40 protein-coding genes are annotated in these 23405 nt (G+C 42.5%); all 40 read left to right on the top strand.

The genetic code is table 11. The annotated features are described in order from the left end of the window. Nucleotides 1-100: 100 nt before the first annotated feature. Nucleotides 101-2074, top strand: a complete 1974-nt coding sequence (locus AC4EHK_RS19070) for an AAA family ATPase (RefSeq protein ID WP_490980310.1) — start codon at nucleotides 101-103, stop codon at nucleotides 2072-2074. Further along, nucleotides 2074-2283, top strand: coding sequence for a hypothetical protein (locus AC4EHK_RS19065; protein ID WP_490980309.1), 210 nt, complete (start codon nucleotides 2074-2076; stop codon nucleotides 2281-2283). The genes AC4EHK_RS19070 and AC4EHK_RS19065 overlap by 1 nt, the downstream gene beginning before the upstream one ends. A 1-nt stretch (nucleotide 2284) precedes the next feature. Further along, entirely contained in the window at nucleotides 2285-3211 is a 927-nt protein-coding gene (locus tag AC4EHK_RS19060) for a recombinase RecT (protein ID WP_490980308.1), read from the top strand. Further along, nucleotides 3211-3912: an MBL fold metallo-hydrolase gene (locus AC4EHK_RS19055; protein WP_490980307.1), complete on the top strand. Its 702-nt coding sequence runs from the start codon at nucleotides 3211-3213 to the stop codon at nucleotides 3910-3912. The genes AC4EHK_RS19060 and AC4EHK_RS19055 overlap by 1 nt, the downstream gene beginning before the upstream one ends. Before the next feature lie 21 nt (nucleotides 3913-3933). Beyond that, the gene (locus tag AC4EHK_RS19050) at nucleotides 3934-4797 is read left to right on the top strand and encodes a DnaD domain-containing protein (protein ID WP_490980306.1); all 864 of its coding nucleotides are present in this window, start codon (nucleotides 3934-3936) and stop codon (nucleotides 4795-4797) included. Further along, nucleotides 4733-5560, top strand: a complete 828-nt coding sequence (locus AC4EHK_RS19045; RefSeq protein ID WP_490980305.1) for an ATP-binding protein — start codon at nucleotides 4733-4735, stop codon at nucleotides 5558-5560. The genes AC4EHK_RS19050 and AC4EHK_RS19045 overlap by 65 nt, the downstream gene beginning before the upstream one ends. A gap of 11 nt (nucleotides 5561-5571) precedes the next feature. Next, nucleotides 5572-5775, top strand: coding sequence for a hypothetical protein (locus AC4EHK_RS19040; RefSeq protein ID WP_490980304.1), 204 nt, complete (start codon nucleotides 5572-5574; stop codon nucleotides 5773-5775). Nucleotides 5776-5811: 36 nt separating this feature from the next. Beyond that, nucleotides 5812-6216 (top strand): replication terminator protein, encoded by a 405-nt coding sequence (locus AC4EHK_RS19035; protein WP_490980303.1) that lies wholly within the window; start codon nucleotides 5812-5814, stop codon nucleotides 6214-6216. Between the two features lie 49 nt (nucleotides 6217-6265). Next, nucleotides 6266-6976 (top strand): hypothetical protein, encoded by a 711-nt coding sequence (locus tag AC4EHK_RS19030; RefSeq protein WP_490980302.1) that lies wholly within the window; start codon nucleotides 6266-6268, stop codon nucleotides 6974-6976. Between the two features lie 145 nt (nucleotides 6977-7121). Continuing rightward, nucleotides 7122-7298 (top strand): hypothetical protein, encoded by a 177-nt coding sequence (locus AC4EHK_RS19025; protein ID WP_490980301.1) that lies wholly within the window; start codon nucleotides 7122-7124, stop codon nucleotides 7296-7298. A 133-nt stretch (nucleotides 7299-7431) separates the two neighbouring features. Then, the gene (locus AC4EHK_RS19020; RefSeq protein ID WP_490980300.1) at nucleotides 7432-7854 is read left to right on the top strand and encodes a hypothetical protein; all 423 of its coding nucleotides are present in this window, start codon (nucleotides 7432-7434) and stop codon (nucleotides 7852-7854) included. Nucleotides 7855-7886: 32 nt separating this feature from the next. Continuing rightward, nucleotides 7887-8213 carry a hypothetical protein gene (locus AC4EHK_RS19015; protein ID WP_490980299.1) on the top strand — a complete coding sequence of 109 codons (327 nt, stop codon included), beginning with the start codon at nucleotides 7887-7889 and terminating at the stop codon, nucleotides 8211-8213. A 46-nt stretch (nucleotides 8214-8259) separates the two neighbouring features. Beyond that, nucleotides 8260-8448, top strand: a complete 189-nt coding sequence (locus AC4EHK_RS19010; RefSeq protein ID WP_490980298.1) for a hypothetical protein — start codon at nucleotides 8260-8262, stop codon at nucleotides 8446-8448. Nucleotides 8449-8613: 165 nt separating this feature from the next. Next, entirely contained in the window at nucleotides 8614-8772 is a 159-nt protein-coding gene (locus AC4EHK_RS19005) for a hypothetical protein (RefSeq protein WP_490980297.1), read from the top strand. Between the two features lie 35 nt (nucleotides 8773-8807). Further along, nucleotides 8808-9833, top strand: a complete 1026-nt coding sequence (locus AC4EHK_RS19000) for a DNA cytosine methyltransferase (RefSeq protein ID WP_490980296.1) — start codon at nucleotides 8808-8810, stop codon at nucleotides 9831-9833. Between the two features lie 29 nt (nucleotides 9834-9862). After that, on the top strand, nucleotides 9863-9991 hold the full coding sequence (locus AC4EHK_RS18995; protein WP_490980295.1) for a hypothetical protein: 129 nt from the start codon (nucleotides 9863-9865) through the stop codon (nucleotides 9989-9991). A 20-nt stretch (nucleotides 9992-10011) separates the two neighbouring features. Then, nucleotides 10012-10251 carry a hypothetical protein gene (locus tag AC4EHK_RS18990; protein ID WP_490980294.1) on the top strand — a complete coding sequence of 80 codons (240 nt, stop codon included), beginning with the start codon at nucleotides 10012-10014 and terminating at the stop codon, nucleotides 10249-10251. After that, nucleotides 10248-10577 (top strand): MazG-like family protein, encoded by a 330-nt coding sequence (locus AC4EHK_RS18985; RefSeq protein WP_490980293.1) that lies wholly within the window; start codon nucleotides 10248-10250, stop codon nucleotides 10575-10577. The genes AC4EHK_RS18990 and AC4EHK_RS18985 overlap by 4 nt, the downstream gene beginning before the upstream one ends. Nucleotides 10578-10594: 17 nt before the next feature. After that, a complete protein-coding gene (locus AC4EHK_RS18980; RefSeq protein WP_008497880.1) occupies nucleotides 10595-10726 on the top strand; it encodes a hypothetical protein in 132 nt (43 codons plus the stop codon). A 16-nt stretch (nucleotides 10727-10742) separates the two neighbouring features. Then, nucleotides 10743-10979, top strand: a complete 237-nt coding sequence (locus AC4EHK_RS18975; protein WP_490980292.1) for a hypothetical protein — start codon at nucleotides 10743-10745, stop codon at nucleotides 10977-10979. 14 nt (nucleotides 10980-10993) lie between these two features. Continuing rightward, a complete protein-coding gene (locus tag AC4EHK_RS18970; RefSeq protein WP_490980291.1) occupies nucleotides 10994-11272 on the top strand; it encodes a hypothetical protein in 279 nt (92 codons plus the stop codon). An 11-nt stretch (nucleotides 11273-11283) separates the two neighbouring features. Then, the gene (locus tag AC4EHK_RS18965; RefSeq protein WP_490980290.1) at nucleotides 11284-11796 is read left to right on the top strand and encodes a Holliday junction resolvase RecU; all 513 of its coding nucleotides are present in this window, start codon (nucleotides 11284-11286) and stop codon (nucleotides 11794-11796) included. Beyond that, nucleotides 11793-11945 (top strand): hypothetical protein, encoded by a 153-nt coding sequence (locus AC4EHK_RS18960; RefSeq protein ID WP_490980289.1) that lies wholly within the window; start codon nucleotides 11793-11795, stop codon nucleotides 11943-11945. Before AC4EHK_RS18965 ends, AC4EHK_RS18960 begins: the two co-directional genes overlap by 4 nt. A gap of 20 nt (nucleotides 11946-11965) precedes the next feature. Then, nucleotides 11966-12163, top strand: coding sequence for a hypothetical protein (locus AC4EHK_RS18955; protein WP_490980288.1), 198 nt, complete (start codon nucleotides 11966-11968; stop codon nucleotides 12161-12163). Nucleotides 12164-12432: 269 nt separating this feature from the next. Further along, entirely contained in the window at nucleotides 12433-12624 is a 192-nt protein-coding gene (locus AC4EHK_RS18950; protein ID WP_490980287.1) for an XtrA/YqaO family protein, read from the top strand. Continuing rightward, the gene (locus tag AC4EHK_RS18945) at nucleotides 12621-13082 is read left to right on the top strand and encodes a hypothetical protein (RefSeq protein WP_490980286.1); all 462 of its coding nucleotides are present in this window, start codon (nucleotides 12621-12623) and stop codon (nucleotides 13080-13082) included. The genes AC4EHK_RS18950 and AC4EHK_RS18945 overlap by 4 nt, the downstream gene beginning before the upstream one ends. 76 nt (nucleotides 13083-13158) lie before the next feature. Continuing rightward, complete coding sequence (locus AC4EHK_RS18940) at nucleotides 13159-13836, top strand: hypothetical protein (protein ID WP_490980285.1); 678 nt, start codon at nucleotides 13159-13161, stop codon at nucleotides 13834-13836. A gap of 89 nt (nucleotides 13837-13925) precedes the next feature. Further along, nucleotides 13926-14117 (top strand): hypothetical protein, encoded by a 192-nt coding sequence (locus AC4EHK_RS18935; RefSeq protein ID WP_490980284.1) that lies wholly within the window; start codon nucleotides 13926-13928, stop codon nucleotides 14115-14117. 11 nt (nucleotides 14118-14128) lie between these two features. After that, entirely contained in the window at nucleotides 14129-14581 is a 453-nt protein-coding gene (locus AC4EHK_RS18930) for a sigma-70 family RNA polymerase sigma factor (protein ID WP_490980283.1), read from the top strand. A gap of 214 nt (nucleotides 14582-14795) precedes the next feature. Further along, on the top strand, nucleotides 14796-15113 hold the full coding sequence (locus tag AC4EHK_RS18925) for a hypothetical protein (protein ID WP_490980282.1): 318 nt from the start codon (nucleotides 14796-14798) through the stop codon (nucleotides 15111-15113). A 69-nt stretch (nucleotides 15114-15182) separates the two neighbouring features. Beyond that, nucleotides 15183-15554, top strand: a complete 372-nt coding sequence (locus tag AC4EHK_RS18920) for a hypothetical protein (RefSeq protein WP_490980281.1) — start codon at nucleotides 15183-15185, stop codon at nucleotides 15552-15554. Between the two features lie 38 nt (nucleotides 15555-15592). Then, nucleotides 15593-16444, top strand: a complete 852-nt coding sequence (locus AC4EHK_RS18915) for a terminase small subunit (protein ID WP_490980280.1) — start codon at nucleotides 15593-15595, stop codon at nucleotides 16442-16444. Beyond that, nucleotides 16444-17730, top strand: coding sequence for a PBSX family phage terminase large subunit (locus AC4EHK_RS18910; RefSeq protein ID WP_490980279.1), 1287 nt, complete (start codon nucleotides 16444-16446; stop codon nucleotides 17728-17730). The genes AC4EHK_RS18915 and AC4EHK_RS18910 overlap by 1 nt, the downstream gene beginning before the upstream one ends. A gap of 3 nt (nucleotides 17731-17733) precedes the next feature. Next, nucleotides 17734-19350: a hypothetical protein gene (locus AC4EHK_RS18905; RefSeq protein ID WP_490980278.1), complete on the top strand. Its 1617-nt coding sequence runs from the start codon at nucleotides 17734-17736 to the stop codon at nucleotides 19348-19350. A gap of 4 nt (nucleotides 19351-19354) precedes the next feature. Next, nucleotides 19355-20449, top strand: a complete 1095-nt coding sequence (locus tag AC4EHK_RS18900) for a phage minor capsid protein (RefSeq protein ID WP_490980277.1) — start codon at nucleotides 19355-19357, stop codon at nucleotides 20447-20449. A 5-nt stretch (nucleotides 20450-20454) separates the two neighbouring features. Next, nucleotides 20455-20706, top strand: coding sequence for a hypothetical protein (locus AC4EHK_RS18895; RefSeq protein WP_490980276.1), 252 nt, complete (start codon nucleotides 20455-20457; stop codon nucleotides 20704-20706). A gap of 182 nt (nucleotides 20707-20888) precedes the next feature. Next, nucleotides 20889-21662, top strand: coding sequence for a hypothetical protein (locus tag AC4EHK_RS18890; RefSeq protein ID WP_490980275.1), 774 nt, complete (start codon nucleotides 20889-20891; stop codon nucleotides 21660-21662). Further along, the gene (locus AC4EHK_RS18885) at nucleotides 21663-22031 is read left to right on the top strand and encodes a hypothetical protein (protein ID WP_490980274.1); all 369 of its coding nucleotides are present in this window, start codon (nucleotides 21663-21665) and stop codon (nucleotides 22029-22031) included. A gap of 35 nt (nucleotides 22032-22066) precedes the next feature. Continuing rightward, nucleotides 22067-23077: a major capsid protein gene (locus tag AC4EHK_RS18880; protein ID WP_490980273.1), complete on the top strand. Its 1011-nt coding sequence runs from the start codon at nucleotides 22067-22069 to the stop codon at nucleotides 23075-23077. 61 nt (nucleotides 23078-23138) lie between these two features. Next, nucleotides 23139-23396: a DUF7210 family protein gene (locus tag AC4EHK_RS18875; RefSeq protein ID WP_490980272.1), complete on the top strand. Its 258-nt coding sequence runs from the start codon at nucleotides 23139-23141 to the stop codon at nucleotides 23394-23396. The last annotated feature ends 9 nt before the right edge of the window (nucleotides 23397-23405 follow it).

Here is a 23405-nt window from a genome sequence, read left to right as displayed (position 1 = left end):
CGGATGCAGAAGCAACCGGCTCACCGTCTCCATGTGGCGTGGAACGACTAAATAAAAAATATCTGTGCTAATTATAGCACGAATCTCAGGAGGAGACTACATGAAACAAGTACGCGTAAATCGACTCACCTTAACCAATTTTAAAGGCGTCAAAAGCTTCTCAGTTGATATGAACGGCTCAGACGCTTTCATCTACGGAGACAATGCAACAGGGAAAACCACCTTGTTTGATGCCTTCCTTTGGCTGCTGTTTGACAAAGACAGCCAGAATAAAAAGGATTTTGAAATCAAGACCTTGCAGGACGGTGTTGCAATTCCAATGTTAGACCACGAAGTCGAGTGTGGATTACTTGTGGATAACCAACCGGTTACCTTGCGAAAAGTCTACCGCGAAAAATACACCAAGACTCGAGGATCTGCAACGGAAGAGTTTTCCGGTCATGAAACCAATTACTTTATTGATGGCACGCCGTTGAAGAAAACGGAATACAACAAACGGGTGCAGCTGCTCATGGAAGAAGAGCACTTCAAATTGCTGACATCTCCGACTTACTTTAATGAGCAAGTGAAATGGCAGGACCGCCGCAGAATTTTACTCGAAGTATGCGGTGACGTATCGGACGATGATATCTTTGCTTCCAATAAAGAGCTACAGGGACTGAAATTGATTCTGAGAGGCAAAACCTTGGATGACTTCAAAGCAACTGTGAATAGCCGTCGCAAGACGATTAATGAAGAATTAAAACGGATTCCGATTCGCATCAATGAAATCCAGAAATCAATTCCAGAAGAAGAAGGTAACCTTCCGGAACTGCGTACAGAAGTAGATAACCTGGACTCGGAAATTGAAGAGCTGCAGGCTCAGGTTAGTTCCATCAAAAATGGCAATGCTGTACTCGCCAAGAAAGGCGAACTACAAAAGGTCGAAATGGAAATCCAGAATCTAAAACGAGATTTGGAAAGTGGATCGAAAGAAGAAGTGTATCGTTTGCGAGCGAAGCTCCAGGAAGAACAGTCTCATCTTCAAACATTCCAATCTCGAAAACTTTCGGCCGAAAACCAACAGCAATATAAACAAGATCAACTACAGCGTGTGGAACAAAATATATTTAATCTGCGAAATCGTTGGCAGGAAAGAAATAAAGAAGTATTCACTCATGAAGTCGCATGTGAATGTCCTTCATGTGGTCAGGAGCTTCCTGAAGAGAAGGTTCAATCAGCGAAGGAAAAAGCACTGGCACAATTCAATGCTCGTAAATCAACAGATTTAGGAAACATTCAGGAAGAAGGTAAACGCGGCACCGCTGAAAAGGAAAAGTATGAAGTTGAGGTCGCTCGTCTGCAAAAGGAAATTGATGATTTAAGCGGACCGATTGCCGACAAAGAAAAAGTTATCGAGGAAATTAAAACCGAACTACACGAAACAGAAAATACTGTTAAGAACATCTTCAAGGATTCTAAATATCTTGAGCTTACAGATTTACATGAGAATCTTCTTGGCGACATTGCGGATTTGAATGAACGCGCAGAAGATGCTGCCGGATCCATAGGTGATGAAATCGCTGAAAAGAAAGAGAAGCGCTCAGAATTGAATGCAGAAATTGCTCGTTACGCGAATGTGGGAGCATTGAAAAAGCGGATTCAAGATCTGATGGACCAGGAAGAACAACTGGCTGCCGAGTACGAAAAGCTGGAGCATCACCTATTCCTTTCAGAAGAGTTTACACGAGCGAAAGTAAGCATCATCGAAGACAAAATCGCTGCCAAATTCAAATACGCACGCTTCAAACTGTTTGAAACTCAAATCAATGGCGGGCTGCAGGAAGTCTGCGAAACGACGTTTGAGGGTGTGCCTTATGGTTCTGGATTGAACAATGCATCCAAGATTAACATCGGATTGGACATCATCAATACCTTATCCGAGTTCTACGGCATCCAAGCACCAATATTCGTCGACAACGCTGAGGCCGTTACGAAACTGGCTGAAACAGATTCACAACTGATCAGCCTGATTGTATCGGAGAAAGACAAAGCACTCCGCATCGAAACGACAAACTTAAAGGAGGCTATCTGATGCCACTTAAAACCTTCTATGAAATTAACGTAAGTGGTCTCCCGGTATACGAAAAGTTTACTTCTTATCCTTCTGAAGAGGAGATAGAAAAGGAAATCTATAAACGTTTTCCTAACGGGTACATTTACGACCAATACGCCAGACAGAACATCTATCCAAAAGTTCAAATTAATAAGTTCTACAAACTAGATCAGGAAGAGGAGATTTAATATGACAAATCAACCACAACATACGCAAGGCAATCTGCCTGCTGAATCAAACAAACAAAACGCAATGGTGACCAGGGTCGCTGAAAAGGTTCAGAGCATGGTTGAAAACAATCAAATTAATATCCCTGAAAATTACTCTATTGTTAACGCGGTCCAAGCGGCTTACTTCAAATTGACAGAGGTGGATTTCAAGAAGAAAACCTCATTAATCGACAGCGCAACAAGAGAGAGTGTCGCTTTCTCGTTGCAGGACATGGCAATCCAAGCACTGAGTGTTGCTAAAAATCAAGGTTACTTCATCGTGTACGGCGACAAGATGCAGTTCATCCGTTCTTATCACGGTACACAGGCGGTTATCAAGCGAATGCAGGGTGTAAAAGACATATGGGCCAATGTTATCTGGAAAGGAGAAGAGTTCGAGGTAGCGTATAACGAACGCGGTCAATTGGCTTTTAAATCACACCAAGTGAATTGGAAAGCCGCAACAGGAATTAAAGAAGATATAGAAGGCGCTTATTGCATTATCGAACGTGATGACGGCGTACAGTTCTTGACCGTTATGACGATCGAAGAAATTAAAACGTCGTGGTCTCAATCAAGTATGGCAACGGTTCAAAACAAGTACCCGCAAGAAATGGCTAAACGGACAGTTATCAATCGCGCAGCTAAAGCATTCATCAACACTTCTGATGATAGCGATTTGTTTATCGGTGCAATTAATCGAACCACTGAAAATGAGTTTGAGAACGAGCGCAGAGAAATAAATCCAGAGTATGAAATCAAGCAAAATGCCAACACTGAATCACTTGATGTTAAGCCGGAAATTATTGAGTCACCAAAAGCTGAGAAGAATGCAGAAATCAAACAGGAGAAAGAGCCTGAGCCAGTCGGAACTGCAACTGCAGAAGAAGACGCTCCACCGTTCTAATGATTGAAATCACCACACTTGCAACAGGATCGAAGGGGAATTGCTACTACATCACAGATGGCCAAACGCCCCTTCTCCTGGAAGCAGGAATCAAGTTTCGAGACATTCAACGGAAGTTGAACTTCCAGACACGGAATATTCAAGGCTGCTTAATCACACACGAACACAAAGATCACTGCAGTGGCGTTCCAGAGGTTCTGAAAGCCGGCATCACCTGTTACCTATCCAATGGCACAAAAGACGCCCTAGGCATCGAGCATCATCGAATCAAGGCTGTCGAGAATAAGAAACAATTTCAAATTGGCACTTGGACCATCTTGCCGTTTGATGTGCAGCACGATGTCTCTGAACCATTCGGATTTCTACTGGTCAATACGGCCGGTGACAAGCTGCTGTTCGCTACAGATACCTATTACATCAAATATCGCTTCCGTGGATTAACGCACTTGATGGTTGAGTGTAACTACTCACAAAAGATATTGGACGAAAACATTTTATCCGGGAGAACACCAGAAGTTTTGAGGAAGCGATTGATGCGATCCCACTTTTCTTTAGAGAACATTAAAGAGTTTTTGAAGGCAAATGACTTATCGGAGCTGCAGGAAATATGGTTGCTTCACCTATCGGATTCCAACAGTAACGAGGAACAGTTTCGAAAAGAAGTAGCGGAGCTGACTGGGAAGATGATTTATATACCGTAATGAGTTGAGGAGGCGCAAGGGATGAGCAAGTACAGACAAGTGCAAGTCAGTTTTTGGCAAGATGCGTTCGTTCTGGATCTAACACCGGAGGAAAAATACTTTTACATCTATCTCATGACCAATAGCAAATCAACACAGATTGGCATCTATGAGCTACCGAAACGAATTATTGAGACAGAGACTGGTTATAACCGCGAAACTGTCGAGAAGCTATTACAACGCTTTGTTGATTATCAAAAGATTGACTATCACGAACCTACAAAGGAAATCTTCATCTTCAATTGGGCGAAATACAACTGGAACAACAGCCCGAAAGTGGTTGCCAGAGTCCAGATGGAATTGAAGGAAGTAAAGCACAAACCATTCGCTCTAAAGTATCTCGAATTAGCCAATGAAGTTAAATCGGATACTGTATCGATACAGTATCAAAGGGCTACCGATAGTCCCGAGATACTCAGCCGTAAAGAGAAAGAGAAAGAGAATGATAAAGAGAAGGATAAAGAACAACAACAAACAGAAGAAACACCAAAAGAAAAAGTAGCGGTCGCTGCTGATGCTCCTGGAATGGCTTTCCGTTTCTATGAAGAAAACATTAGCCATTTGGTACCGCATATTGCTGAACGAATTTCCATCATGATTGATGAATCATCTGAGGAGTTGGTTCATGAGGCATTGAAACGTTCAGTCGAAGCCAATGCGCGAAACAAAATGAATTATGCCGACACGATCCTAAAGACTTGGGACTCTCAGCGAATCAAGACACTTGCTGATGTGATAGCTGCAGACAATGAAAACGAACGACGGAAGCGAGGGAACCCGAATGGAACCACTCCAAAACATCATGCAGGATCTCCTGACGAAGAATGGGACGGAATCTCACTCTGAAGGCGTTCGGTGCGAACATTGCAATGAAATTGTTCCGCCGCTTGAAATCGATGTCTTAGGAAAGACTCGCTGGGTGCAGCCTATCTGTAAATGTGAAGCGGATATTCAGAAGGCTGAACTCGAGACATTTAAGAATGCACAGCGTGAACGAGAGGTGCGGGAATTATTCTCCATCAGTGAACTGGGCAAACGGTTTGAGGAATCCGATTTCGCCAATTTCGATTCTCGTCCGGGTGCAGAAAACGCGGAAAAGATTGCTCGGCACTATGCCGATCACTTCGATGAGTTTGGTCTCGAATCCATCTTGCTTTGGGGCGTGCCAGGCAATGGGAAATCACACTTAGCCGCAGCTGTTCACAATCAATTGCGCAAACAAGCAAAAGTCGTGGTCTTTGTCTCGATGCCGGATCTGTTGAAGAAAATCAAGAATACCTTCGACAAAGGCAATACCGACAGCGAAGAGAAAATCTTGAAGGCGTTGAACATCTGCGACTTGCTGATCATTGACGACATTGGCGCAGAAAAAACAAGCGAATGGGTGCAGGAAATTCTTTTCTTGATCATTGACAACCGGTACCGTCGCAACAAGCCGATTATGGCCACTTCCAATTTGGAACCCAAGTTTTTAGAGGGGCAGATTGGCAAACGTTCTTATGACCGCATCTTAGAAATCTCGCAACCGATTGAAAACAAAGCGACCAGTTACCGGCGGCAAGTTGCCAAAGGACGCTTATCGAAGTTTGATGACTTACTCAAAAAATAGGAGGAATCCCAATGAAAACAAGCGATGATCCAATCAAGCAACGTGAATACATCTTGAATCAGATTGTGATAACAGCCGGCAGCTGGCAGGCAACAGGCTGCAAGGATGAAGCACTGGAGAAGCAATTCGACTCTTTGTTGTCTCAGCTGCATCCGACTCGGAAAACAGCACTGGCTATTCTTCAGCAGCATTTAGCGATGGAAGTAGCTGCATAAGTATTATTCAAAAAACTAATGAAAAGAGGAAATATCATGACAAAAACTATCGTAAACATGGATACATTCGCAAACGGTGCAGTTCAGGAACGTTTGAATTTGGAACTAGCAAAAGCACTTGAAAATATCGCAGATTTGAATACAGATCCAAAGAAAGCGCGCACGGTCCAGTTAAGTATCAAAATTACACCAGCTGAAAACCGACAGACAGCTGCAGTTGATGTAACTGCCAAGACTACACTCGCTCCAGCTAAAGCAATTCCGGCAACCATCATCTTGGACAAAGATTCAAACGGCAAGCCAACTGCGAAAGAGCTGAAAAGCAGCATTCCTGGACAAACGTATATCAACGAAAGTGGTCAAATTGCGACGGACACTGGAGATGTCATTCCAGAGCCTGAAAAGAAAAGTAAGCCAGGCAATGTTGTTGGATTCAAATAAACACCATATAAATTGAATAAAAAACCAAAAACAGAAAAGAGGAAATCAAATGTTAAAAGAATTACTGCAATACTTCAAGGAACACAACCGCCCGGAGACAGTGGAAGCAAATGGTCATATCTATTCAACTCGAAGCCTGGATCGTTTGGACAAAGAAAGCCCGGTCAATTCAATTAAAGTTCGAAGCTTAACTGGCTTGTTGGATTACATCAAATCAGATTTTGATACAGATAGAAAATTCATGATTCACGTTGAAGGTCCTCAACAGGTATATCTGTACGATGCACTGAACGATGAAGGAGATCGTCGCTGCTACGTAAAAGCGCATGCTTTATTGCCGGACATCAACTTCAATTCGTACATGGATATTGAACGCTTCATTATCCAGACACAAGCGAACTTTATTCAAAACGATCATACAGCCAACTTATTGCGATTTGTCGGTTCGATTTCCGAACAGGACAGCAAAGAAACAAAAGACAATGGCGTCACGCAATCGGTGGTTGCGAAAACGGGAGTTGCGACAGTAGAAGAGGTCAACGTGCCAAATCCAGTGCTATTACGCCCATTCCGTACATTCGTTGAAGTACCACAACCGGAATCATCTTTTATCCTGCGTTTACGAAACGGCCCAGCTGCTGCCTTGTTTCAAGCTGACGGCGGTGCATGGGAACTAAATGCAATGCACAACATCGAGGAGTATTTATCCGAATCACTCTCCGATGAAATCACTGAAGGAAAAGTGTTTATTGTCTCATAACTAATTGAAGGCCGTTTAAGAGTTGGTAGTTCTAAACTTTTGCGGCCTTCTTATAAAAATTTTTTTAACCACCAACTACCAATTTTTTCTTTTAAAAAAGGTGATAACGCCAAATGATTGGAAAACACTTGAAGGAGGACGGGGCATGAAACATTCACATGTACACATGGGCTTCTGGATTGATGAGTTAAAGGGTTATGGCATCGAGCATGGACCGAATGGAGAACCACTTGAGAAGATGGATTATTACGATCTCAGAGCGCTGCTGGTGAAAACTCACTTACAGTTGAATATCGAAATTAAGTCGAGTCCGTGGTTCTGATGGGTGGCAGGGTGCATTGGTTTTATCGCTTTGAAAAGGGACAACGGATCTGGCAATACGGCCGTTATCGTCCGACGGGAGTTCAGTGGATGTTGAGGAACGGCTGGCGATTGTTTGAGTGGGAGGATGAGAAATGATGGATGTGCACGAAATACCTGAAAATCAAATGGACATCTTCGAGATGCTGGAAGTCATTGAAGAAGCAACTGTTGAAACCTTTAATCCTTCTAAAGCCAATTGGCATGCAAATTCAATAGTTCCTAGCCAACTGCAATGCACTGTGCTCGGCATCATTCCAGAGAACGTTCTGGAGCCTAGGGAACGGATCTACAGCGACAATGACTGGGGCGATCAGCAAGATGCTTGGTGCGCTTACGTCTGGAGCATTGCACAAATGATTCCTTATAAAGAACGCGCTGAGAATGACATCAACGGTTGGCAGGCTGCTATGAAAACGTTTGTTGAGGTTCGAGATAAGAAAGAGCCGATCAAGTTAGAAATATCGGAGACCTGGGCGGATAAATTTAAAGACATGGAAGTGCTGGAGTATTTATAGGTATCGCACTTTTGATGGAAAAGGAGTGTTAGATGATGGATGAAAAATACTTAATCATTTGTTTGCGGCATGGCAATTGGGAAAGGTACGACAATCTTGTATTTTGGGGGAAAAACAGAAGTGGTTATTACTCTGACTTGTCAAAAGTTGGTCTATACACCAAAGAGGAAGCCACAAAGCTTTGTGATGCAGGCGATTGTTTTATATCAATTGACAAAATCGGGATTACAAAAGAAATGTTTGAATCTATTAATCCAGCAATCGAAATTAAGGTTAAGAAAACAGTTGAGATATGCAACTATGTCAACACTTTCGTAAGGATTATGAAAAATAAAGACCTTTTGAAATACGGAGCTTAATCAACGTTCGCACAGTATGTGCAGTTGATGGAAACGGGGTGAAGGAATGAAAAACTGGATAGAGTTTAGTTTTCTACAGAAAAACGCATATTGCAGTATTGGAAAAGGTTCAGTAGTAACTGTAAATGGCGAAAAACATATGGTTAAGCGCATAGATAAAATTATCTTGCTTGATGAAGCAGTAAAAGAGCCTAATACAGTACAGATATACGCCAGGGGCATTAAATTACAATAGCTGAAAAATTGATGGAAAAGGGAGTTGGAAAAATGACTGATTGCACACACCCTTTGTATTTCACGATTGATGATCGTGACGGCTTTAGATTAGATATTTGCGTAGTTTGCGAAGAAGAATTTCCGGCAGTTGAAGAAGAGTAGATGGAAACGGAGGGATTAAGTTATGAAAAATGTATTCGTTATTAGAACAGATGATGACAACTTTCAATCAGCAGTAGACCAATTTTTATCTAAACATTGCGACAAGTACGGATTAACGGCAGTTGTTTATGAAATGGATGAACTAGGCGGAGAAAAAGTTATGAAAGTTGTAAATGAATAGTCCGCCCAAAAAGCGCGGAAAGGAGGGACAAACTATTGATTAAAATACTTGAGCTATTCGGTGGCATTGGCGCTCCGAGAAAAGCACTGATTAATCTGGGTATTGATCATAAATCAGTTGATTATGTAGAAATCCAAGAGAATAGGGTCCGAGCTTACAACGCTCTGTACGATCATAGACACAAGCCTCAATCAGTGGTTGATTGGAATTTACGCCCAGACATATTGGTTCATGGAAGTCCATGCCAGGACAACTCCAGAGCGCAATACAGCAGTAACATCGATAAAGACAAAAAGAAGCGTGGATCCGCAGAAGGAAGTGGCACCAGAAGTTCCCTGATGCACGAAACCATAAAGATCATTCGTAACATGGGTGAATGGAAACCGAAAACAGTCATCTGGGAGAACGTCACCGGCGTTCTTGATAAAAAATCTATTGGTGCATTTAATCATTATCTCGAACAGCTCAATGAACTAGGTTATCAAAGTAGTTTTGATGTTCTGGATGCCAGGGACTTTGGTGTTCCGCAAGCGAGAGAAAGAGTTTTCTGCGTATCGACACTCAATCGGCCTTTCTACTTCGGCCATCTTCAACGGAAGTCTATGCGTCCTATATCCGATTTTTTAGAATCAAACGTTACAGATCCGAAGTATCAAATCAATATTCCTTCGATGTTGAACAAGATTGAGGAGTTCAATCCAGTGAGTGCTCAAGATTCCTATAAGCGCAGACTCGGCGTCATCGATACGCATTGCTGGACGATTACAGAACGCCAAGACAGATGCCCTAATGCCGGAATCATAAAAGCGCAGGATTCTTACAGGTATCTAACAGAACGTGAAGTCTGGAGATTGATGGGATTCGATGACACGGACTTTGATTTGATGCTAACTCAGTTCCCGACTAAAGAAGGAAAGCGAAATGCCACTTTATATGCATTGGCCGGCAACAGCATTGTGGTACCAATCTTAGAGGCCATCTTTGAAGAATTACTGTCAGAAAATCAAAGTCAGGAAGATTTCTCTCTCAATAAGGACGGCCAGTTGGAATTGATTTGCTAAATATTGCTGTACCCAAAAGGAGGGAAACCATGTTCATGATTTTAAATGCTGCAGTCCTGTCACTCTGGATTACAGTGACTGTAGCTTTGACCTTTAGTTACAGACGACATCTTAAAGCAGAACGCGTACAGGCTTCTGAAGCTGTGCGCAAAGGATAAATCAAAAGGGGGTTTAAGTTATGCGTATGGAAGAACGTTTGCGGCTTGTTGAGGAATTGATTGCTGAACGTCCAGATAGTTTATCTATAGCCGTTCCCACCCATGCATTAAAAGCGTTGTTGGATCATTGCCGGGACCGAGATGAAATTCAATATAAGTATCTTAAACAGCGTGAGAAAGCTAATTACTACAAGGAACACACTCATAGCTTGCGCGTTGCATTGAAACGGATTCAGGAAAAGGAGCGTGTGATGGGATGATGAAAGATAAAAACTCTACACTGCCCTCTGAAATTTTCACTGAAATGGAAAATCGAAAACTATTAGAAACTGTTCATTCTGAGGTTTTAACGGAAAGAGGCAGACAAAACAAAAAATGGGGATGGCAACGCCACTCGCACGGTGATTGGCTCATGATTCTCACTGAGGAAGTGGGAGAAGTGGCTGAAGCTATGCAGAAGGCAAAAGGCTGGGGCAAGGATACGGATGCTGACAATCTGTATGAAGAGTTGATTCATGTGGCTGCGGTGGCTTCTGCGATTGCTGAACAGGTGTTAGAAGAAAAAAGAAAAAGAAGTATTTTATGAGTGAAGGAGTAAGCGCAATGAAACCAGAAGATCGCGAAGGCATGATCATTACATTGGCCTTCAGAACAGGTAAAAGCGAAAGCTATTTCGAGGGCATGGAAACACGCGACCTCATTGCTGAATATGACCGGGTTATGAAATTGGATTGAGGGGTGAGTATCCGAAATGGTGAAAGCTAAAATTATTTACTACAAGAAGGGTCAAGTCGTTAAAGAATATCGCGGGAACTATAGTTGTTCTGCGCTTCATCTTAGTCTTGGAGCACGAAAGATCTTCGAGACAGATGCTGAGCAATTGATTAAGGAATCTTCATTTGCTGATTATGACCGAATTGAATTGTATAAGCGCAATCGTTCAGGTGTTCCGCGTAAATTAATAGCTAAGGTAGAGAAATATTGTTAAAGGGAGTGAACGCATTGAGAAATCATTTTACTGGAGAAATTACTCGCTTAAGAAACAGTCGGCAACAATTAGTTAGAGAAATCTATGAAGAGGCGAAAGCTTTCGATGGCACTTATGCCGGAGCTGTAGAGTATTTAAAGTTGTTTCAAAAAGAATGTATTCAATTAGATGATGATGCAAGAGGAAGTGATAAGCATATTGATGCTTATGCTATCTGGAAAGATGCTTACGATAAGCTAAATAACTTCTTCAATGAAGATACAGAACGCCGTAAGCACGAAAAGATTTGGTGAGGGGTGAGCAATTGCTACAGGGACAAAGAGGAACGCAATTAGAGCAATTGGTGGATATGGCAAATCGGCAGTACCGCAATAAAGGGATAGCTGATGTACGCAAGATCCCCACGCCATTCCAAATTACCGGAAGTGGCAGCCGCAGAGGGGAAATGGTCGGAAGAAAACAAAAGGGTGAGCTGGTTGATTATTTTGGCGTCACCAGTGATGGCCGTGCCTTAATATTTGATGCGAAAGAAACAGCCGTGACGACTCGGTTTGATTTAGACAACTTACACAGCCATCAATTTGAAATCCTTAAATCGTGGCATGAGAGAGGGGCGAGGGCGTTCCTCCTCGTCTGTTTCACTAAACGGCAGTACGAAACCTACATCTTGCCTTTTGAGCTCTTAAAAGAATCCTGGGAGGGTTATCTGGGAATGGGCGCAAAGTCGATTCCATACAGTGACTTTTTTGAGAAGTGTGAGAAGGTCCAGTCTGAAAAGGGATATGTCCTGCATTACTTAAAGGGGGTGGGGCTATGATCTTAGCATTCAAAATTATTTTGTTCATCATTATCATCTTGAGCTTCATGTGTTCCTTTGCTGACAAAGACAAAGAGCTGCAGAAGAGAATGACGGCAGTTTGTATTGCATCGATATTTGCAATGTTTGCGACGTTTATGTGGTTGTAGAGGGGAATGGAGGAATACAAATGAAGCTAGAAGCTTGGGCTATAGGGTTTGGAACTTGGGACGGTGGAGATCCTGAATTTTACTACAACACCGTTAGAGATACTTGGGTTAGAGGATTTCAAGGAGGCTGCATGTTTCATAGCGAAGTAGAAGCCAATAAAAAGAATAAAGAGTTAAATGCATATGGTACGGAAGTTGTTAAAGGGCTAGTCAGTTAATAGTCCGCAAAATAGGCGAAGGAGGAATCGCCATCAACTACTTTTTATTCGAAGCCGATGATCATGATTTAAACCTAATATTTTCAGAAGAGGAACTGGAAGTATTTCGTGATTTATGGAATGAGAATGTCAGTGTGCGAGAGATTGCTTCAGAAATGAAGAGAAAGGTCAGTGAGGTGGCGCTCTTGATCTTTGACCACGCTGAACGGGGACTGATTAAGAAAAGAGACAGAAGCTTGCACAGGCTATAAGGAGGGGTAATTTTGAGGATGGAACCGGTAGAAATCTCCGAGACAGGGGAGCTAAAGTTGGATATAATGAAGTTACCCATAAATTGTGTGCTAGTTATTTCTGGCGGGAAAGCAAAAATAGCTGCACTTCCTCCATACGCTGAAACGCGGATCAAGACGCATGGCGGGAAAGTTAAGCATGTGAATTTTGATGAGGGGGAAGAGTTTTGAATGAAAAAATATTAGAAAGTGTCTCTGGTTTCGCACTTTCTGGGGGTATTTTAACCGCTGGAATTTTAATGCTTTTTCATTTAGATTGGATATTTTTTATTGTATTCGCTTATTTTTTTATAGCAATAAGCGCAATAGGTTTTTTGGTTGAAATGAGTAAAATAGTTAAAGAGACAGAGTCTCTAAAAGCCTTTACAAAAGACTTCTCGATAGCAGTTTTTTTAGGAGTTTGTTTTATTGTAATATGGCTAATCTTAAGTTACTTTGGATTGCTAAATGATTGGGTGAAATTTTTAATTCTAGTAGTTTCAGTAATTGGTTTTTATGGATTATATCGTGGAATCTTTGGAGCCTTAACAATAATCTTGTTTTCAAATAATAAAAAACCGGGGTTCGACATGTTAATGCAAATAGTAGGTCTGATAATTGCTTTTTCAGTACTTTTAATTAGTATTTAAATAAGTTCTGTTAGTTATCGGGGGAGAATCATAAAAGTGATGTAATAATGGTAACTTGTGATTAGGGGGCAGAGTTTTGAGTGAAAAGGAACAAAGTGGAAATGGAAAAGAAAAAAAGAAAAGTGTTATAGAATCTCATTTCGCATATCAATTTGCAGATTTAATTATAGTTTTCATTGGATTATCTTTGTTTTTTCTGCCCGCTGTAAGTGTTTGGAGCTCAATACCTGGGGAATTCATCTTTGGAGCAACACTATCAAGTTTTTTGTTAGCACTCTCGGATGGATTGCTTATGAAAGATAAAATGAGCTATAGAAGGTTTAGTTTATATGGGTTCAGTTTTGTTTTTGGAATACTTTCTTTAATTTACGTACCTGTGATTTTGACAATGTTTCCAAAACTTTTTCCTGCAATAGAACCTTTTTCTGATATTCTCACTATATCAGCTCTAGGATTCGTATTAATTGTTGTCGGATTAAGATCATACAATTATAAAAAGAAATTTCAGGAAGATTTGAGAAACGATTTGAAAGAAGTTCAACGTGAAACTCAAAAACAACTTTTAGAATTGAAAGAACTTAAAGAAATTGCTGATAAATTCGAGAAAGTTATCGAACATAACAGTAAAGAAATAGGTAGTAGTAGAAGTGAAATCGAAGAAATTACAACAGATTTATTGACGAAGAATGAGGGTTTATTGACCGAAAATATGGATTTGAAAAACCAAATAACAGAATTAAAAAGAGAAGTCTAAATAGTCCCACCAGTCAACTGGAGGACATCATTACAGCATTGCGCTGTTTTGGTGTCCTCTTTTTTATTTACCTAAAAGGAGATGGGGTCATGAGAACGATGCAGCAACAACTCACAGAAAAAGGGCTCTCAGATGGTCCAGGACGTATTGAACAAAAACCAAACGCAAATACTAACAGACAGATAAAAGAAACCTTCAGCCGCAAAGAATGGGAAGAATTAATGGGGTTAAATCGTCCAACGTATCAAAAGCAAGGCGGCACTGTCCGGAGAAAACGATAGGGGGAATTGAAATGACATTCAATGACATGGAGCAATTGATCAGAGATTATCGCTGGATGAAAAATGAAGTGACACGGCTGCAACTTATCATTTACGGATACCAGGTTCCCATGAACAGCTGGGGAGTTGCTCAATACGGAATTGATGCTGCTATGCCCAACGGTTCCTCCATCCGAAGCGTAGAGGAAATGGATGCAATGGATCTACGCGATAAAAGGCAATGGGACCGTTTGAAGAAATACGAAGCCTATATCTATGCGGTAGAAAAGGCGCCGGATTTCTTAGCAGGAGAAAAGAACAAAATCGTATTTGATTGCATGCTCGAAGGAATGAGCTACCGTAAGATTGGCAGCCATCTTGAAATCTCTAGAGACAAAGTAAGAGAAGTTAAAGAGGACATTATCAGCCAATTATGCCAAAACGGCCATTTCAGTCAATTGTTGAATTGCGATAAATGCGCATAGTACACTGGAAGGCAGGTACGGGTAGGCAGGTTGTTCGAGTGATACACCTGAGTATATAACCCACTAAATACGGGATTTCTCCCTGATCACTGGGGCTTTGAGCATCTTCTTTTGGAGGTGCTTTATAAATGATTTTTTAGTGGCTTATATTGGGAATAAAGGATTTTATTCCTTCTCTATAGAAAGTAACAATGTAGAGAAGGAGGTGATTTATATGGATGATATCATGAAGCAAATACAAAAAATAGCGGATCAGGCTAAGCAAGAAGTTGAAGGAAATGTCTCTTTTGATGAGTTATTTAATTCCGGATTCATGAAAGAACATACGAAATTTCATAATTTCGAAGATTTTTTAGAACAAAGTCCCTTTGATGTTAATTCTTCAGAAGACTTTGAGGCTTTGTCAGAAAACGATTTGGATAAGTACGTTTCAGAAAGCACAAGCTTCTCTTCGTGGCAAGATTTTGAAGAAGCAGCAGGCAGAGAATATGCACTTCAGAAATTAAAAAAAGCTGGATTTGATGTTAAATAGTTAATAGGCATCCTGCCGGGTGCTTTTTCTTATGTCTAAAAAAGCGAATAGCATAGAGGAGTTGATAGTGTGGAAGCATTTATTTTAACGGAAGAGCAGTTGCAACAACGTTTACTTTATTGGCAAGAGAAATTGAATTTATCGGATTGGAAAGTCAAAGTAAATATTCGCAGAGCTCGTGACATGAGAGAGAATTGTGCTGGCTCTATTAACTGGACGCTGATAAAGAAGATGGCGAACATCAGTATTTTAGATCCTATAGATTATCCAGAAGATGTGATGGAAGAACAAGACATGGAGAACACATTGGTTCATGAGTTGTTGCATATCCATATGGCTCCATTGAATGATGATTACTCTGAGAATGAACATTACGAGTTATTTGAAGAGTGGGCGATTATTTCAATTGCTGATGCGCTGATTAACCTAGAACGGAAATAACGATGAATCTTTATAGAGGGGGGCGGCAGGTGATGTAGATGGCCAGAAAAAGAGATCCGCGCAGAGATGAAGCGTTTGAGCTATGGAAGAAGCATAAAGGTGATATTAAGTTAAAGGATATTGCTGAACGGTTAGGTGTCCTTGATACTCAAATACGTAAGTGGAAGAGCCAAGATAAGTGGGAACCTTCCAAAGGGAACGTTACTAATTCGAAAAGGAACGTTACCAAACAAAAAGAAGTTAAAGAAGTCTTTGTCGAGTCGGAAGGATTAACCGATAAGCAGAGGCTTTTTTGCATTTACTACATTAAGAGCTTTAATCAAACAATGGCAGCTATTAAAGCAGGCTATAGTCCGGACAGGGCACATGTCACCGGAAGCGAACTGGTAAGAAATCGTAAGGTCGGCGAAGAAATACGGCGGCTTAAAGGTGAAATGCGACAAGGCATCTTCATTGATGCGATGGATATTCTTGAGAAGTATATCAAAATCGCTTTCTCTGACATTACGGACTATATTCAATTCGGCACAAGAGAATCACCGGCAGTCAATATAGTTACAGGCGAACCACTCTTAGACGGAAACGGCGATCAAATCATGCAGCCGTATACTTATTTGGATTTAGGTGAATCTGCAATAGTTGACGGCTCATTACTTACAGAAGTTAAACAGGGACGAGATGGAATTTCTGTAAAGCTTGCTGACAAGATGAAAGCTTTAGAGATGCTCTCCAAGTACTTCGACTTGTTGTCTGAAGATGATAAGAAGCAGTTGCAGAAAGAGAAGCTGAAAGTCGACATTGCTAAATCGAATGCAGAAATTGAAAAACTCAGTGGTGATGATGACGGTGGTCCAATCGAAATCATGATCAGCCGAAAGGGTGGTCGCTGATGGTCCTCATTGAGAAAGAAGCGAATCCTCACTTCGAGGATTTTTTGTTTGACTGGAATCAGAAGTTTCAGTTCCTGGTAGGCGGTTACGGCAGCTCGAAAAGTTACCACGCCGCTCTTAAATTGATTATGAAGTTACTGCAAGAAAAAAGAACCGCTCTTGTCGTCAGGGAAGTCTATGACACGCACCGGGATTCAACTTATTCATTGTTGGAAGAAATCATCAATGAGCTAGGCCTAGAAAGCCGAATTCGCTGCGTAACTTCTCCCATGCAGATTCGGTTCCCGAACGGTTCGAAAATCATCTTCAAAGGAATGGACAAAACAGCCAAGCTGAAATCCATTAACAATATATCGATTATTTGGATTGAGGAATGCTCAGAAGTGAAGTATTCGGGCTTTAAGGAATTGCTCGGACGGCTGCGCCATCCCTTCTTGGATTTGTTCATGGTGTTAACGACGAACCCTGTGAGCGAAAGCAACTGGACATTCAAGTATTTCTTCAAGGACCAAAAGAAAAAGATATTGGTCCTGGATGATCAAGAACTTTATAAACGCCGCACAATCGTCGTGGGCAACACGTATTATCACCATTCGACTGCAGATGATAACTTATTCCTTCCGGAAAGTTATGTGGAGCAGCTTGACGAATTGGAAGCATTCGACCCTGACTTGCACCGCATTGCCCGCAAAGGACAGTTTGGTGTCAACGGCACCAGAGTCTTTCCGCAGTTCCGTGTGAAACCGCATAGCGAAGTCATGGCTGAGATTGAACGGATCAGACGGCCGCTCAAGCGAACCGGCATGGACTTTGGTTTCGAGACTTCTTATAACGCATTGGTTCGCATGGTCGTGGATCGAGAGAAACAAATCCTCTACATCTTCGGTGAATACTACAAGAACCGTCAGACTGATGACGTGACCGCTGAGGACTTGAAACACCTGAAGCGGGAGAACATCAAGGCTGACCCGGCAGAACCTAAGACGATTGCTTACTTCAGCAAGAGCGGCTTTCGGATGGAAGGTGCCAAGAAGTTTGCCGGGTCCCGCTTGCAGTACACGAAAAAGGTGAAGCGGTTCACACAGATCATTTGCTCGGATGAATGCGAAAACACCATCTTCGAGCTGGAAGATTTAACATTCAAGGTCAATAAGCAGGATGAAGTAGTTGAAGATGACTTCTCCATTGATCCGCATACACTCTCGGCCATCTGGTATGGCTTGGATGATTACGAGGTAGCGGATTTAAAAGGGGATTCAGTATTCAGTAGCGCGAGGGGGTATTAGAGCATGAACGAATGGACAGAATGGAACGAATCGGTAGTCAAAGATGCGCATGGCGACATTCACAATTATCGCAAACTATATAACGGGCAGCATATTGATCTTTTCCCTCGTGCGAAACGATTGATTGAGGATGAGGAAGCTTATGATGCTGACGAGATTGACGGCAAAGTCTCAGCGAATGTAAAGACGCCTTACATTATCGCTAACTTAGCAAAGCCTATTTGTGAGATCCCAGCAACGTATGTCAGCCGCTCCATTGGGAATGTGAAATCATCCATTGCCTATAACGAGCGGACGCAAGAGCAGAGTGAGTCGGACAATATCATCGAAGGTCCTGAAGGAGATGCGGTTAATAATCGAGTCGAGGATTTGCAGCAGGAAACCATTGACCAGATCACAAAGAACAGCCGGTTGAAATTCAGACATTGGCAAAACGTGGTGCAGCATCAGATTGACGGCGGCATTATCGGCGTACCCGTGATGGACGACATTGGCATTCGTATCGATTTTAAAAAGCGGGACCTGTATTTCCCTCATGAAGATGGATTGGGAATTGATTTGCCCTACTACTTTAAAAAAGATGATATCGAATATCTGCATGTGTACACAGAGCGCGTGGAAATCGATAACACTGAAAACGACCGCTCTTTGATCACCAGTAATACCTTGTATAAATTAGGAACAAGCACCAGTTTAAGAGCGCTGGATGAAGATGAAACGAAAAGAATTCTTGGAATGGATGAGCTCATTAAAATCTTTGAAGGCCGCTCCACTCCATTCATTATGTATTGGGCCAATGACCCGACGTTCGATGAGCCTTATGGTAAGAGCGTATTAAAAGGGCAATTTGGTCGCCAAGATGAAATCAACTGGACATTGACCAAGGCTTCTTCTATTTTCACCAAGAATGGTGAGCCGAAGATGGCCGTCTCAAAAGAAATCTTTCAAGCGGCTCAGGATAAATCATATGAGCGGTATCAAACGGAAGGCATAATCGATTACCGTGATTTGAATATCGTTACCTACGACGGAAACGGAAAAGCCATGGAGCTCATTCAATTGGACACAACAAAGATCGGCAACATGGAGTGGGTACGTTCCCAGCAGCGGGATATGCTTGCAGAAACGCGGACTAGCGAAAAGGCGGTCGATTTGTTCTCTGAAGGGAGCGGTGCCCAGTCAGGTGAAGCGAAATGGTACGACCTGCTGACATCTATCATGAAAGCTGAACAGATCCGCGAGGAATACATTGCTTTCTTAAAGGAACTCTATGAATCGGCGTTGTGGCTTGTTCACTACGAGGAAAAGCAGAAGAATCCTTCCGTGCAGCCACGCATCATCATTGAGGAGCCTGATATTGAAATGAAAGAAATGGTTCCTTACAGCCGCAAAGAATTGCTGGAAGAGAACATCAATTCATTCAAAGAAGGTACACAGTCGCTTGAAACGACGGTTCGTCGCATTCACCCATATGCTTCTGAAGAATGGATTGAAGAAGAACTGACACGCATTGAATCAGGTGGCCAATCGGATGATACGACAACATTGACTGCAGGCCGCAGTACGTTGCTGAACTTTATGGATAATCGAGACGCTAATGGTCAGACCGTAGAGGAGTGATTCCATGAATGAAGAACAGCTTCTAAAATACTTTGAAGAAATCATTCTGGAACTCTCGATAGCTATTGCCGAAAAGGATTTAACTGAAGAAGAGCAACAAGCTGAATTGGCTGAAGAAATTCAAGCGTTATTTGAAAGCTATGGAGCGGCCATCCTCGAAGCGATTCCGCAATTGATAATCGAGAAGTATTTCGGCGGTGTGGATCAAGCGACAGGGCTTTTGGTGAATGCTGGGGTGGCTGTCCAAGCAACTGCCGCTCTGACAGCTGGTGGATTGGTCGCTAAAGCATATCAGAAGAAGATTCACCTGGATGCCGTCGCAGAACTACTGGACGATACCTTATCAGATTTACAAGCCGCTTTTCGAACCGCTAAGTTGAATGCTATCAGCAATATCAATGAAACGGTCGCGGAAGTCAAAGGGGATATTGCCAAAGGGTTAATTATAGGAGATCCCCGCAAGGTTATGCAGGCGAAGGTGGCCAAGTCCTTTTCTGAAGGCGGCCTTACATCTTTCGTGACGAAAGACAATAAGGAATTGCCGCTCGATTTCTATGCCATGACCGTAACTCGAACGAAGATGCGTGATGCTGCCGTTAAAGGCTCTGCTGATCGTTATACAGATTCTGGTCAGGACTTGGTTAAGATAGTAGGTAATAGCGATTTATGCGGCGTGTGTGCGAAATACCGCAATCTAGTTGTCAGTTTATCCGGCAATACGCCAGGTTATCCGAAGGTTGGGGACAACGGGATAAAGCTCCCGCCGTTTCATCCGAATGATCGCTGTGGCGTTCAGCCTTTTGTTGCACGCTTTAAAACAGACGATGAAATAGCAGAAGCCAAAAAGCGAAACGCTCAATATGACCCTGAAAAGGATAATCGTACAGATGCTCAAAAACGAGCGTATGAAAAAGAGCAAACAGCACGGCGCCAGGCAAATGCAGAAAAGAAACAGTTCATGCGTTGGCAATCAGCTTTAAGAGCGGACGCACCAAAGACATTGGGCGCTTTCAGACGGATGAAGCGCTCGAACAGTCCTAAGTTCCAAGAGCTGCAGTCGAATTACCGTAGTTTAATGCAAACTCAGAATGGAGAGTGAATTTAATGGTAATCACGGAAAAGAATATTGAACTCGTTAAAGAAGCAAGAACCCAAGGGTTAAATGTCGATGTGAGATTCGAGGTAGAAAATCGTACAGAAGCGGAAATCATTATCAAACAATTTGCAGTTGCTCTTGAAAGAACTTGGCAGGCTGCTGAGTATACGAGCGAACATGGCCATAGTAAGTGGTTGGAAATTGTTAACCACGATGAAGACACGGTTGAAATAACGGTTTACTTCGACACTGCTGAATAGCGGTGTTTTTATTTTGCTTTGAAAGGGGTGATGGAATTGAAATGCTCTATGCCAAAATCATGAAAGGCTGGTGATCCATCATCTCCTTTGGTCGTTGGGTAACGACTAGTCCATATCCGCGATTGGCGACGTTAAACTTCGTGAGTATCGGTTCCTGCACCTTACGCAGAGGAGGCAATAACATGAAATTGTTCTACACCATGTACGTTTGGCTTGTAGCCATGATTCAAAACCTATTTAAAAGCGACCTTCCCGCTCCAACTGAAGAGAAAGAATATAAGCCGCTTCAGCTTGATTTGCAGTTCTTTGCAGATGAAGGGGACGACGATGATTCTGACAACGACGATGATGATCCAGAAGACGACCCAGAGGATGACCCGGAAGGCGATGAGCCAAGCCTAGACGAGTTACTGAAGAACCCTGCCTTTAAAAAGCAGTATAATCAGAAGCTCAAAGATCAGCTGGGCAAACGCATGAAGAAATTCGATGGCGTGGATCCAGAAGAATTTAAACGTCTAAAAGCGGCAGCTGAAAAGAAAGAAGGCAAAAAATCTGATGAGGATGACGATCCATCTAAAGATGTCGAGCAACAAAAACGCCTCCTGCGTGCGGAACGCAGAGAAAAGAAAGCGGTAGTAAAGGAGTTTGCGGTTGATAACGGCCACAATCCGAAGCTGCTTGCACGTTTACTTGATGTTGATTCCATTGAATTGGATGAAGACGGTGAGCCGGAGAACTTGGATGAGCTCTTCGAAGAGTTAGAAGCTGAATTTCCTGAGCATTTCGGCGCGAAAAACGAGGCCGATTATGAAGAAGAAGATGAAAAATCTTCTAAGCAAAAGAGCGGGTACGTTGCTGGACGCATGCAAAAAGGAAACAAGCAGAAGAAAAAGGATCCAAAAGCACGCGGGCTTGAATTGGCCCAAAGAATTTATGGAAACAAGGAGGAAAAATAAATGGGAAACTTACAAACACGCCGTGACTCAACGGTCTCGCGTCCCGAATTCCTACGTAACGCTGTAGGGCTTCAATACAAAACAGGTAATGTCGTTTTAGATGTTACAAAACTAACGCCAGGTGAAAACGTAAATGGCGGCACAGCTGTCCATTACAACGAAACTTCACAGATGTATGAGCCAGTTGTAGCTGAAACACCTGCAACGATGGTTGGAGCGGTTCTGACGCGCGATGCTACTAAAGTATACGCCGGACAAAATCCGATGGTTGGTGCCCTTACGGCATGCAACGCAATTGAGCAACGCTGCACAGGCGTAACAGCAAATTTCAAAGACGCTGTTAAAGGCCGCATTGTTTTTGACGTTTAAGATAAACAGGTTTAACTAAAAAGGAGGAACATAGAATGGTTTTAGAATATGAAGATTTCGCACAACCGACATTAACAACGTTCGTCGAGAACGTACGATCACCGAGAAGTTACCCACTGGCAGCGGTATTCCCAGAAGAGCCGACTGACGACATCGATTTCGCTTACGGGATCATCACTCAGCAGTACGCAAAAGCAGCGTCAATCACAGGATTCAATTCATCTGCTCCGCTCCGTTCTCAGAAGGAATTGGAGAAAGTAACAGGAGAACTGTCAAAACTACAGCATGCCCTTTACTTGGATGAGAAGGACTTGTACAAATTCAGCAATCCGCGTACAGATGCAGAACGTCAGCGCATTATTGACCGGACGCTTACGAGTGTTGGCGACTTGTCTATTGGTGTTCAAGACACGAAAGAGTTATTGCGTGCCCAGGCTACTTACAATGGCCGCATCGAATACCGTGACTCAGTAAACAAAACAGGAGTTGATGTGGTTTTCGAACGTCCTGCGGGCAATGACATCACTACGACGGTTCCTTGGACTGACAAAGTGAATTCAACGCCGCTTGCGGATCTAGAAGCTGCTGTTACTCAGTACAAAGCCGAAAATGGTCAAGTGGCTCCTGCTCGTTTGCATATTACATCAGCGACTGAATCATTGCTTAAAGGGAACGAAGAAATTCGGGTTCAGGTATTTGGTTCTGTGAGCGGTGGATCTCGTCGATTAAATTCAGAGGACATTCAAGGTGCTTTGACAGAACTGGGAATTCCGCGTTATGCGATTGATGATAACTTTACTGTAATGGAAGATGTGAATGGCGATGATCTTATTGTCAAACACTTGTCCGATGACAAAGTGGTCTTGTTCGCGGATACACTTGGCAAGACAATGATTGGGCCAACGAAAGAAAAAGGTTGGGCAACAGGCGTCTTCGCTAAGCCGATTGTTATGGAAGATCCAGAAGGCGAAAAAGTAATTGTGGGCGAAGCAACATTCCCAGCTTTTGAAAAACAAAGCTCAACTGTCATCGTAACGATCAAATAATCAAGGGAGTGTCTAACTGGCACTCTCTTTTTCTATTCTCAAAAAACAAGGAGGAAACACAATGCCGAAGTTCACAGCTAATTCATACCTATCTCACAAAGGGGCTCTCGTGAAACCCGGAGCAGAACTTGAACTAACAGAAGAGCAGGGCAAACGCTTGGCTGATAAAGTCACGCCGCATGCAGCCGCTCCAGAAAAAGCGTTAGACGAAAAGACGGTTGCTGAGTTAAAGGCTGAAGCCAAACAGCTTGGAGTCGAAGGGTTCAACGATCTGAAAAAAGACGAGCTCGTTAAAGCAATCTCTGAATCACAAAAGTAAGGAAGTGGT

The organism is Planococcus sp. TJ-307, assembly GCF_058268435.1.
The sequence above is the reverse complement of the archived record's forward strand: the minus strand, read 5'-3'. Positions and strand labels throughout refer to the sequence as shown.